This is a genomic window from Fimbriimonadaceae bacterium (assembly GCA_019638775.1).
Lineage (GTDB): Bacteria > Armatimonadota > Fimbriimonadia > Fimbriimonadales > Fimbriimonadaceae > JAHBTD01.
The window spans coordinates 1-11,970 of sequence record JAHBTD010000026.1 but is presented as its reverse complement, the minus strand read 5'-3'; the positions used below and the strand labels follow the sequence as shown (position 1 = coordinate 11,970).

9 protein-coding genes are annotated in these 11,970 nt (G+C 54.7%); 3 read left to right on the top strand and 6 right to left on the bottom strand.

From position 1 onward, the window contains the following. Positions 1-141: 141 nt before the first annotated feature. The 6 genes from KF784_18115 to KF784_18090 form a co-directional block, all read right to left on the bottom strand. The gene (locus tag KF784_18115) at positions 142-3,906 is read right to left on the bottom strand and encodes a restriction endonuclease (GenBank protein ID MBX3120978.1); all 3,765 of its coding nucleotides are present in this window, start codon (positions 3,904-3,906) and stop codon (positions 142-144) included. An 11-nt stretch (positions 3,907-3,917) separates the two neighbouring features. Next, positions 3,918-5,564: a hypothetical protein gene (locus KF784_18110; protein ID MBX3120977.1), complete on the bottom strand. Its 1,647-nt coding sequence runs from the start codon at positions 5,562-5,564 to the stop codon at positions 3,918-3,920. Continuing rightward, complete coding sequence (locus KF784_18105) at positions 5,561-6,271, bottom strand: hypothetical protein (GenBank protein MBX3120976.1); 711 nt, start codon at positions 6,269-6,271, stop codon at positions 5,561-5,563. The genes KF784_18110 and KF784_18105 overlap by 4 nt, the downstream gene beginning before the upstream one ends. Before the next feature lie 3 nt (positions 6,272-6,274). Next, the gene (gene zorA, locus KF784_18100; protein ID MBX3120975.1) at positions 6,275-8,197 is read right to left on the bottom strand and encodes an anti-phage defense ZorAB system ZorA; all 1,923 of its coding nucleotides are present in this window, start codon (positions 8,195-8,197) and stop codon (positions 6,275-6,277) included. Between the two features lie 755 nt (positions 8,198-8,952). Beyond that, complete coding sequence (locus KF784_18095; protein ID MBX3120974.1) at positions 8,953-9,150, bottom strand: hypothetical protein; 198 nt, start codon at positions 9,148-9,150, stop codon at positions 8,953-8,955. Between the two features lie 298 nt (positions 9,151-9,448). After that, positions 9,449-9,616 carry a hypothetical protein gene (locus tag KF784_18090; protein MBX3120973.1) on the bottom strand — a complete coding sequence of 56 codons (168 nt, stop codon included), beginning with the start codon at positions 9,614-9,616 and terminating at the stop codon, positions 9,449-9,451. A gap of 123 nt (positions 9,617-9,739) precedes the next feature. Between KF784_18090 and KF784_18085 the strand changes: the two genes are divergently transcribed. From KF784_18085 to KF784_18075, 3 genes are all read left to right on the top strand, one after another. After that, a complete protein-coding gene (locus KF784_18085) occupies positions 9,740-10,243 on the top strand; it encodes a hypothetical protein (protein MBX3120972.1) in 504 nt (167 codons plus the stop codon). A gap of 58 nt (positions 10,244-10,301) precedes the next feature. Next, complete coding sequence (locus KF784_18080; protein MBX3120971.1) at positions 10,302-10,559, top strand: hypothetical protein; 258 nt, start codon at positions 10,302-10,304, stop codon at positions 10,557-10,559. A 364-nt stretch (positions 10,560-10,923) separates the two neighbouring features. Next, the coding region (locus KF784_18075; protein ID MBX3120970.1) for a dicarboxylate/amino acid:cation symporter at positions 10,924-11,970 on the top strand (1,047 nt) is incomplete at its 3' end.

Sequence of the window (11,970 nt, the reverse complement as noted above, 5' to 3'; positions counted from 1 at the left end):
GTGGCGGTGATGATGTATTGGCCGAGGTGAACCAGACTGAATATGGAATGAGGCGTGGCAAGCCAGGCTCATTTCGAGAAGGACCGCAGCGCGTAACGGTCGATCAAAATGCATTCAAATCCCGCAAAGAATCTCATATAACTAAACCTCGGCATCTCTTTCTTTCCATTCAGCAAACAAAAGCCGATCGACCTCAAGCATTGTTATCTCGGACTTTTCTAACATTATGGAAAGGTCTGATTGGTCCAACAGTTTTACCGAATTAAGTCCAGCATTCTCCTTAGCCTGTCGGTTGAAAAACTGATTGGTAATGCAAACCTTTTCGAAGTCAATGTCTGGGTGCCGACGTTGGTAGAAGGCTTCGCCCGTCACGACGTCCTTCACTGCTTCCCAGCCCAGCATGGCGCCATCTGTGCCGCTCGTTTTTGCTTGGACAAGCTGCCCCTTTCTCCCTGATAGGGCGACAATGTCTACCCCGTTGTCATTTGTTCCGGGCGTTCGATAGCAGTCGTAACCTTGCTTGCTCCACAACACAGCGACAAGACACTCAAAGTGTTGCCACCCCATCCTCAGCGCCACTTCCAGGGTTACGCGTTCGTCAATATCCTTAGCGTCCGCCTCAGGAACAACGTCGGCTATGTTGAAATCCCCCGGCGTAACGTCACCAGCCCCGTTCAGCATGTCCCGTGCCAACTCTCGCTTGATAGTAAGTAGCTGGTCTAACTTAACATCGAACGTGGTGAAGTCCTCCGCTGTCACGACAGGATGATAAACATGGACCGACTTTAGTTGCCCAATACGGTAGGCGCGGTCCGTCGCTTGATCTTCCTTGGCCGGGTTCCAAGTCCGCGTGTAATGAACAACATGGTTTGCCGCCTGAATATTTATACCAAAGCCAACAGCGCCCGGAGAGAGAATGATCACACCAAACCCGGGTTTTTCCTGAAACGTATTAATCTGCTTCTGCCGGCTAGCCACATGGCTCGACGATGCACTCGTGTCACCGTTAATGATTCCCGGTCGGACACCGAACTCGGTCTCGACGTAGTGCTGCAGCAGCCGCTGAACTTCCCGAAACTCACAGAACACAATTACCTTTTCACCTTGGGCCTTGATGACGTGGAGTTGATTGAGGAGCCAATCGAGTTTAGGTGCTTTCTTACGGTATTGCTCCAGAGACTCCGGTTTAAAAACCCCCAAGCCTGGGGGATGCGGGTTTGTGCAAACTAGCCGCAAGTAGTGCAACAACCCGAGGTGGTTCTTAAACACCGAGAGACATTGCTGACCTCCCCGATTTTTAAAGTTCTCGATAGCCTTGGCATACAAGTTACGCTGCGCCACAGACAGCTGCAGATTCCGACACTCCTGTACGATAATCTTCGGAGGGAGGTCGGTAGCAACATCGGCCTTCAGGCGCCGAAGAATTTGCGGGCCGATGCGAGCGCGTAGTTCCTCAACGCGCCCCCTCTCCTCGCTAGTCTTGGCTTCAATAGGCTTGCGGTAGCGCCGCCCGAAATCATTTAATGCTCCTAGCAGGCCCGGCTGCACGTAATCGAACAGGCACCATATGTCAGCCAGCGTATTCTCCACCGGCGTGCCCGTGCAGGCAATCTTGAATGCAACATTCTGCTTCTTGGCCGCTCGCGTGACCATCGCAGCCGGGTTCTTGATGCGTTGTGCTTCGTCACACACCATAAGCGACCACTTTTGCGCAGCGAAAGAGAACTCCAGGTCGCGCAGTGTCTCGTAGGTTGTCAAAACTACCTTGGCGTTGCCCACCCAATCCGGACGCAAAAACTTGACCAGCCCGTCTTCTGTCCGAAGCCGTTCGTCTATCTGAGAACGTGGGACACGAAGCGAGTCCAAGGTATCCCCATATGCGATGAGCAATGGCAACGCACCAACTGCAAAGAACTTATGTGCTTCTTCTGCCCAATTCTCAAGCAACGATACAGGCGCAACGACCAGCATCGGCGACATATTCGTGTCACATTCGAGCAAACATGCCATGAGCGCCAGCACCTGTAACGTCTTACCGAGTCCCATGTCATCGGCGAGTACTGCGCCACGGACCTGGTAGTCGGCCTGGAGGCTGTACAAATGTTGCATCCACGCGAGGCCCGCCCGTTGGTGTGGTAGCAGAGAATACTCAGGGCGGATACTCTTCGGAAGCTTAGGTTCCGCAGGTACTGCCTGCAACGCTTCCCGTCGCATCTCCTCATACTCAAGTGTCTGGATGTTGGCTCGGAGCACAAGTTGCTTTCTGTCCCCCAACATGTTTTTTGCTGGCCGCTGGTATTGCTCTGGATCAAACGGTTTCCCAGTCTCAAGGTTAGCAAAAACATTCTCGAACGTCGCGACAACCTGCTTGGCTTCTTCGACAGAAATCGGGTCTGGCAGCCAAGATACTTTTAACTTGGAATTGCCTTCAGTCTCAGCAGACTGGATATCCTCCTTGAGCTTTTCGATGGCAGGCTTGCTGGTTGGAATGGCGATCGGCTCATGTGCATCCTTCGGCGTGTACACAACAACAGGCAGGACGTTCTCAGGAAACCAACCATCATCTTCCCGCTTCTTCGCGATGTAGGGTGAGTAGTACGGCCTTTCGACTCCGATACTCTCTACTCGCGCGGAGTAGGCGCTGAGGTCGTGAACCTGGGCATAAGAGACTAGCGTTGGCGGAGCCTGTCGACGTTCCAGTGCTTCCCTCAGCCCCTTGAGATACTGCTCAGCCTCCCCTTGGAGAACCAAGTCATAGCCGTTCCACGCAACAAGCTGATAACCTCGTGCGATAGCTCGGGCCAACGCCTGGACGAAGGCTGACAGCTGTATGTCATCGAGCCATTGAGTCTCCGACGACGTTGGCCCACTCGATACCGCCGTCTCGATAAGCAACCCCACCCGAACGGGATAGCCAGACGCATCTCGTTCGAAGACGGGTGTGAACCGCTCGTAATCAAGCCCCGCATCTTCGCGAGCTTTTTCGAACTGGCTCTCTTCGATCACATCCACGGCGTCAACACCCAGTGCCGCATAGGGGTTCAGTAAGAACGCTTGCGCGCGTGAGCCAGCCACTTGCCGGCCAGGAAGACGCTTGATTTCCTGAAGGACTGTTCGAACCTTTGGCGTGACCAATATCTGAACAATGCCCTGAGGGGTGACGATGTCATAGCGGTCACGGACCTCGCGGGCGAGGTCGAAGGCCTCGATCCAACCAGGAGGAGATCCTTCGAAGCCAGGTGCAATCTCGACAACTCGATCATCCTTGACACTATCCGAGCGCCGAAGTTGGATTTCAAGCTTCTCTGGAGTGAGGACAACAGAGCGATACAGGAAGTCGTCGAGGAGCGCTCCGGCTTCCAAGGCCAGTTTCCGAATCCTTCCCCAAGCCTGCCGATGGACAAGGTCATCCCGCTCACTCTGGCTGCGTCGCGAGAAGGAAACAACCTCCTTGAACAGCGCCCAATGCTGTGGGCGCATGAGAGACTTGCGGTCGCCCTCATCCATCAAGGGGCCAACCAACGGACCGTCAAAGCGCGTTCCGTCATTGCGTTGCCAGCCGGCAAGGGCGATGGAAAAATCTTGGTCGGTGAGTGAGTGGCTGCTGCTCAAAATAGGCCGTGCATCCACAAATGTCGGAAGGCTCAGAATGTCGCGAAGCGGTTGGTAGGTAGGACTGTCCAGCGCCTTGTACAGCGAGTCCCAGCTCAGCAAGTAGCCATCCTCTATCTCTTCCGCAAGTCCATCGTCCTGCAGTTGAGTGAGGTATCCACAGAGCAGTGGGTCATCGCTGACATCGCCTGGGGTCTGTGCCACACCTTGGGTCAGAACTATGCCTGCTGCCACCCATTGGCGCACCCATGATTTGCTCTGGGGGGCCTTCGCATTCTTAAATAGTGTGAACAAAGCATCTCTCCCTATTTCCACCACCCCTTCCCAATCTTGAAGCGGAAGCCCCACTGGGTAAGCAATTGGTTTACCAGTTCATCGCTCCCGCCTGCACGAACCCACAGATTCCCGCCACTGCTGCGCTTGTCGTCAATTTCCACTCCATGTTCGTGGGCAAACGCACCCAAGGCCGCCCGTGAGTAAGGCTGAAAAGATGCTCCAGACGTTCCCTGACCTAGGGTTTCCATGGAGTGGTCGACAACCGGCTCGTGTTCTGAAGCTTCGATTCCAAATTCCCTACTCAGGGTCGCCTCAAACATATCCTCCCATTTGTCCCAGTTGTGGATGCCGTCTTTGTGCTTCAGCCACAAGATGCTTCTGCCTTTCTGCTTGAGCGAGTTCGGTGAAGAGGCCGGGAGCGTCAGCATCTTACTGGTGTTGAACGGCAACGAGCGCCGTGCGTCGTAGCCATAGAGCGCATTCCCAAGCCCGCTAAATTCGACGACAACCAGATTTCCAATTGTCATAATAAAAGCATTGTTCGCGCCAGGAGCATCCAACTCTAGAACCAGACCGGCCATCTTCTCGCGTAGCACCACAAAGTCTCGCTCTCGGGAGTTGCGAGCAAATGAACCAAGCCCGAATTCGATGTGGTCAATTGACTTGACATAGCGCTTCCAGAAGTTCATTCGTCGCGGGTCGCCGAGGCCATCCTCTGCCAACTTAGTGAAGAAGGTCTCAATAAATTCCAGCTTCAGCCAGTCGGCAACCATCGTGCGAGCCTCAGGGGTAACACCGCCCCAGCGGGTCTCGTTCGAAGGCAGCCACGGGTTTCCCCACCACGCGACAGCATAGTCACGAAGGCCCGGATGTAAAACGACGCCAGGAACCTCTGAATAGCGATCGAGCACCTGAATCATCCCACGGTCTCGTAGCACCTCGTTCGCAGCCAAAAGCTCAAGTAACCGCGGCAAAAGAGCCAGGAACTGCGTGTTGGCCTGGCGCGTGGCGCCTCGGACTTGCGCCAGGACCAATTCACGTAGGAACCACGATGCCTTGCTGATTCCGAGCTGCTCGCAGAGGTGTTCAATAATGCCACCATCCCCGTGCAACAAAGCGTCGACGTACGGTTCGCACGGCTGCCCTCCAAACAGCTGCGGATTGCCGACTGCGGTATCCACCCACTGGGGACAAGGACTGTGATCTTTAATTAGGGAATTGTGATCGGACAGGTACTGGCGAAGAATTTGCCAATTGTTGCGTCCGGCTTCTGGCGTAGTCTGAGCGAATATATCATACGTGAAGTAGCTTTTGACCAGGCCTTGATAGCATCGGCGATAGGCACTAGGCCTTCCACTCCAGCTATCGGCACCATCCAACACCTTTTCCAGGCGAGAACGATCCTCCATGACGCATGGGCCCCAGGTTCGATGCGGTAAGCATAAGCTCCAAGAGAGAATGTACGCATCGCGGAAGGACAAAATCTCCTGGCTTTGCCAGAAACGGCGTACAGCTTCCAATTGGTAATCTTCAGGTATCTGGCCAACCGTTCGGGATTTGAACCGTGCCTTCATTTGGGCAATGACGACATCAAGGCCCCCACCAGATGGCATCCATTCGCCGCTCTCCTGCATTACAGGAAGGAGCAATGAGGCCAGATGCTTCAGGGCGTTCATCCCACAGCACAATCGCCAAAGTGTCCTGACGGCAAAGGTAGCTGAGGCCGCTGTTCATCCGGACCTAGAAATTCCATTCTCATTTCCACGCGACGGCTCTCCTCATTGGTCTCCATCGCAGCATTGAAGGAATATCCACCTGCGAGAAACAAGTTACGAACGTGCTCCTTCTGATCATCAGAAAGAATGTTAGGGCCTGCTGTGGCAAACATGGCACATAAAACGCGCTGACTACGCTGCAAACTTAGATTAAGGTTGAATAGATACGAGCCTCTTTTGTCGGTGTATCCTTCAACCACAAATCGCTTTAGAATCCGTTGCCCGAGTTCATCATTGGCCCTGTCAAGCATTTCTGGAATAAACCTGCGCAGAATCCCTTCTTGTTCACTTGTCATATCCCATTTGCCGAATCCAAAACGTGCACGTTCACCAAAATTGATCACTCTACGCTCCCTATCGACCTTAATTCCGTCATACAGCTTCGCCGCCTCCACAAAGCGATCAAGAATAAGTTCGATGTCCAGACGATGTCTTTCTTCTTTCTTTTCCCTCTCCGTCACATTTTTGGTCACAGCGATGAGCGCTACGCCCATTACGACCAGGAACAATACCATCAGTGCAGTCATAAGATCCGCAAAGGATATCCAAAACGGCTTTTCTGCTTCGTCACGGACGCCACGATTTAAAACGATCTTGGTACCGATCATAGCCTACCTCTTCGTTGAGCCAAGGTTGCCCATCGATGCAAGCGTCAGTTCAAGTTCTCCTATGGCCGACGACAGCATATGTACGGCATCAGTCAGTTTTGTGTGAAACTCGATATTAGCTTTGCCGAGGGTGCGACTGACTTCTGCTGCAAACGACGTATGCGCCTCACCGAGCACCTTGCTTACTCCGTCTAAATATTCGTCGGCTTGCTTTTGTGCGATACCGAGGCGTGCAGCGGAACTCTCGATCCGCGCAAGGATGTCGGTTGTCAACGAAGCCTCTTTGCGTGCCACCTCAACCGTGACACGAAGTTCGTTAACAAGTTGCGTGACGGAGTCTCGCTGCACCCTATAATCCTTCAGCAATTCCTGGACAACAGTGGCACTAGCCGTCAGACTTCCTGAAGTTTCGGAGAGCTTCACGGAGACGCTAGCAGCTTGGCCCATCACGTTGACGACATGCTCACCGGCTGATGCGAAGTTCCGAGAAGCTGTCCCAAGCAGGTCCGCCCCGGCATTCATCTTCTCCACGGCGGAGCTTGTAGTCTGCGTTAAGGTGGCCACGCTTTTTGCCATCTGCGTCATCATGCTGCCAAGCTCCTTGATGACCGCCTCGATTGACTCGGACATCGTCGAGACCGCACTTTGCACTCGGTCTGTCATAGACTGCTCACGATCGCGATTGCTCTCGAATACATTTTTCTGTGACTCACTGAGTGTGCTCAATATTTTCGCAACCTCAGCACCGATGGATTCAAGCATCACCTGGAGTTTCTGGTTGGTCTCTGATTGCGTGCTTACAGCAATCCTGCGAAGCTGCTCGACAAACGCAACCGACTGCGAGTTCATTGCATCTTGACGCGATTCCAATTTTTCAACGGCGTCGGCCATACGTTGAGCCATAGCGGCGGTAGAGCGCTCGCTCGAGGTTTCGATATTCGCTACAAGTGTCTGTAAGGTGCCAACTGCTTCTTGGATACTTCTGGCAGTTTGCTGATTGAGCTCGTTGAGTCCCGAGATCTGTCCACCGAAGAGATCATTTAGTCGCTGGCTGAAGCTCGTCATAACGTCCTGCAGCATCCGGGCAGCCGTAGCACTTTGGTCCCCGCTGGCAACCTTCACAGTGCTTGCAATTTCGTCTAACGGTCCCTTCAGACTCTGCTGGATACTTTCGGCAATGAACTTCCCTAGAGCTTGATTGTCTTCGCGTACAGCTTCAGCCTGTTCCTTTGAAGCTTGCACGAGTCGTTCAACAACGTGTGCCTGTTGATCCTTGGCCGCGGCTATCTGGGTGCTTGTCAGTTCCCGGAGCAGTTCTCCTAACTCTTTGACGAGAGCATCCTTTAATATTCGCGACTGACTTGCCGACTCCTCTGATGCCTTAACGAGCCGCGACAAATATTCCTCGCCTGCGCCCGCTTCAAAGCAAGCGTCGATAGCATGGGAAATTGCCTCGGTGCGTCGGTAGAGCGAGGCCAACAAGCGTTTCTCAATAAGGGTTACGACCATCGCCGCAGCGATAGCTGACGCTGAGACGCGGAAAGCCTCACTGACGGAATGCATGAGCGATTCGAGGCTTGTTCTTGCCGTAACAGCGTTTTCGCTCACCTGAAATGCCCCCAGGCCATCAATGAGGCCACTGAAGGTACCGATAATGCCAAGGCCGGTGAAGATCCCGGGTAGGTGCTTGAAAAACTCGGTTGCGAGTCGGCTGTCGACAACGGCTTGGTTACTGAAATACATCTCGGCAGGGACCGTCGCACGAACGGCCTTTATAAGCATCTGCCCGTCTCGCTCCTCGTGCTGGAAATGCAAAGACTCTTGGTATTCCTTCCACAAGTGAGCGAGACGGCTATCATCGGCAAAAATCCTCTTGAATTCTGCGACATAGTCCTTCGTCTCGAACCTGTCTATCGAAGTCTGCATTCTACGTAGCCTAATCCAATGAAGTAGGCCAGGTATAAGGAACAACACGAGGAAGCTGGCAATGAGGATGAGGAGCACCACGCCAGTGACGATTAAAGCGGCTGATTCGGTAGCCAGGAACGACTGCAGGTTCACTTTTGGGAGTTCCTTTCGAGAGAAAATGGGCCAAAACTATTTACTCAGGAGTCCTCCTCACATCGAGCTGGCCATATGTATCGGGGAGAATTGAGACCGCACCTCACTCACTCTGTGCGATTGATAGTACGCGGAAGAGGCACTATGTTTCCTTGGGATCTGGACCGATCGTACTCAGTCCCCTCGAGCAGCCTCATAACAAAAAAAGGAAATAAGCACGCCGTGCACGACTTCATTAAATGGCGCCTTCTCCTACGCCTTGCGACAGATGAAATCAACCACAATCTGCATCCGCTTGCCCATACTAGGAGATTCCCTAGGTACATTCATTTTCGATTCTTGGGCCCATCAAAGATCTGATGGAAGCAACTATCTCGCTGGTTATGTTTGTCGAGAATTCAGTACCACCTACCCTGAGGCGTGAAGGCCACCTACTTGGTTTTGGATGTCCGTTCCGCGGATAAAAGCCAAGTGGAAGCGGAGCGGATCCATTTGTGGCCTAAGGAAGTAGTTTCAAAGGGTGAATGAACGGCCTCTTTCAGGCTAAGCCGCCGCTCGCGCCGCTGGCGAGCTACACGGCTCCCCATTCATCCCGGTGCAAAAACTAATGCATTGCGACCTCATCTCATGTCTGCCCGACTCCTTTTCCAGATCAGCACAGCAGCGAGAGCCGTGAGCGGCACCAGCAGCAAGAGCCCGAGTGTACGGCTACAAAATGGCGCGCCGAGTAAGCCAGAGTTTCGGGAATCGTGATAGTCCAGCCCGCTCGCCACGATGAACGACGCCACCAGCACGACGACAGCGGAGATCACGACCACGCGCAGGAGCCACCACCAGCCACCACCTCCCGGCAGATAGGCCGTCAGAAATGTGAGAGGAATCCCGATAACGGAATCGCGAGCCAGAGGGTTTCAAGGACATCATTCCCCGCCGCAGTCGAAGGTTCATTCCTCGTCGCGAAGAGAAAGGCCAGAAGGCTGATCGCGATCCACAGCCCTTCAGGCACATGCAGGAGAGAGGCAACACGTCGCATCACGACCTCGCGGGCGGCATCTTGATCCCGCAACGGTTGCGAGTCAACCGGCGTGATCCTGCGGCACTCGCTACTGACTGACCTCACTTCCCAGGCGCAAAGAGCCTCGGCATACCGTTCCATTCTCCATCATCGCCATGCGTGCGGAAACCCATGTGTGTTGCTATCGCGCCGCATGCAGACGCCATGATCGAAGTCGAATCAGCCGAATCGCGATACCGGAAACGAGGCCGGTGGATGGTGCCAGACATCGGGATTCCCCTCAGTCTCCCCCAATGCGCGTATTCAGTTTGTGCTCGGGAGATGTTCTTCTATAATTTAACTGAGTGGTGCGGAGGCCGGGCCGTTCAGTGACCTGTCAGATGGAGGTTGCCATGGTGTCTGTTCCGCTGAGCAATTTACAGAATGATTCGATCAACCCCGACGACGCGATTCTGCTTTTCGAAAAGGGCGACCACAAGGTCTATTGGATCGGCACCCACACCGGCGGAGACGAGATCGAGTGCAACACCTATCTGATTATCGACGGACACGAAGGCTATCTGCTTGAACCGGGCGGGTTCGACCGGTTCCCACTTGTGTTCAAGAAAGTGTGTCTCCTCCTCAGCCCGATGAGCATCACCCACCTGTTCTTCAGCCATCAAGACCCCGATATCTGTGCCTCATTTCCGAGTTGGACCAAGTGGAATGACGACATCAAGCTGGTCGTGTCGAGCCTCTGGACTCGATTCATGCTGCATTATGAAACCAGGGATCTGAGCGGAAAGGCCCACAATCTCAATTTCGTCAAAGTACCCGACGAGGGCCTCGTCGATATCATTGAAAGACGGCGGCCGACTCGATTGTATCTCCGCGCCGTTTCTCCACTCCCCCGGTAATATTCTTGTGCACGATACCGTCAGCGGGTTCCTCTTTTCAGGAGATGTCGGAACAGCCATGTACAAGGACGACACCTTCAGACTTGTGATCGATGATTGGACCGTGCATACCCAAGCCATGCAGGGATTTCATCAGCGCTATATGTCCAGCAATCGAGCGGTCGCCGGGATGAACAAACGACTCGCGCCACTGCCGATCACGGCGCTTCTTCCTCAGCACGGATGCATTTTTCGCGGGGAAGAGGTCTCGCGCTTCACGCAATGGCTCAGCAAGCTCCCCGTCGGGGCCGACTATCTCTATCCCGACGTCGCCTGACTCCTGCGAGCCGGCGAGTGTGCCGCCTCCGCCGGCCTCCCACCACACGCTGACAGACGGCTGCAACCCGACTGACTGTCGCCGTTCATTCGTTTCCTCCAGCCACTCGCCAGCCCCTGTTCAATAACCGCATCGTCTCATCTGCTCGAATACGCGGATCACGTCGTTTTCCTGAATCGGCACTCATCCCGCACAGCAACAACTGCGGTGCGAGGTGAACGCTCTAGCGCCACGCCATCCATTTCCCCTCCGCGGAATCAGATCTGCTACTATCCGCCACCAGTGACAAGGCGACCGCTGAGCTGCTTTCAACAGCACGGCTGCTCGTTCCCTGAGAATCAGAACGACCTCGGAGCACTAGCTCGTGGACGATAATACTTTGGAAAGCTCGGCCATCGTCACCCCTCACACGGGCCTGGTTGCACGATGGCAGCAGATCCCGCTGTATGGACGCATCGTCATCGGCGTGGTACTGGGCGTCGCGGCAGGCCTTGCGTTGGGCAGCCAGGCTGCCTTGCTGGCAACGCCCGGCAAGTTGGTGCTTCGCCTCCTCGGCGCGCTCGCGCCTCCGCTGATTCTTGCCGCGATTGTGCACACCTTCATGACGACACATCTCGGCGGGCCACTGGCCGCACGCCTGCCACGATTGCTGCTGATGAACACTTTGGTGGCGATCACCGTTGGACTGACCGTTGCCAACGTCATCCAACCAGGACGAGGTGCGGGGCTCGCGCCCTCAGAGCCCGCCGTTGAAACCACGCAGACGGCAAATCCGCTCACGGCATTTATCGAGAATGTGCCTAAGAGCCTACTTGGACCTCTGGGTGACGACGGGAAAGTGATCGGGGTCATCTTCGTCGCCGTGGCCTTCGGCATGGCCCTGCGCAAGGAACGTCATCGTCCCCTCGGAACGGTCGAGCACCTGGTCGAACTGATTCTGGAGTCGCTGATTAAGATTTTGCACTGGATCATCACCGTGGTGCCTCTGGCCGTTTTCGGCATCGTGGCGAGCATCGTAGGCACGGAAGGCTTCGCGCAGTTTCAAGCGCTGAGCATCTTTGTCCTCAGCGTGCTGCTCGCGCTCGCGATCCAGGCCGCCTATTATCTGATCCGCATCCGGTTTGGATCATGGGTGCGTCCGCTTGACGTGATTCGCGGCGGACGCGACGCGCTGGTCATGGCGTTCTCCACGGCGAGTTCGACGGCCACGATGCCGGTGACCTACGCGGCACTGAAGGACCGCATAGGCCTGCGCGACCAGTCCGCCAGCATGGGCGCATTGGTCGGGGCGAATTTTAACAATGACGGCACCGCCCTCTACGAGGCCATGGCGGCCCTGTTCATCGCGCAAATGATCGGGCTGGACTTAAGCGCCCACCAACAATTGATGGTGGTGCTGACGAGCATCATC

Excerpts from the sequence above, each read along its gene's own strand:
- KF784_18090 (MBX3120973.1), bottom strand. The coding sequence starts at position 9,616 with ATGTCTGGCACCATCCACCGGCCTCGTTTCCGGTATCGCGATTCGGCT.
- KF784_18080 (MBX3120971.1), top strand. The coding sequence starts at position 10,302 with ATGTACAAGGACGACACCTTCAGACTTGTGATCGATGATTGGACCGTG.
- KF784_18110 (MBX3120977.1), bottom strand. The coding sequence starts at position 5,564 with ATGAACGCCCTGAAGCATCTGGCCTCATTGCTCCTTCCTGTAATGCAG.
- KF784_18085 (MBX3120972.1), top strand. The coding sequence starts at position 9,740 with ATGGTGTCTGTTCCGCTGAGCAATTTACAGAATGATTCGATCAACCCC.
- KF784_18105 (MBX3120976.1), bottom strand. The coding sequence starts at position 6,271 with ATGATCGGTACCAAGATCGTTTTAAATCGTGGCGTCCGTGACGAAGCA.
- zorA (MBX3120975.1), bottom strand. The coding sequence starts at position 8,197 with ATGCAGACTTCGATAGACAGGTTCGAGACGAAGGACTATGTCGCAGAA.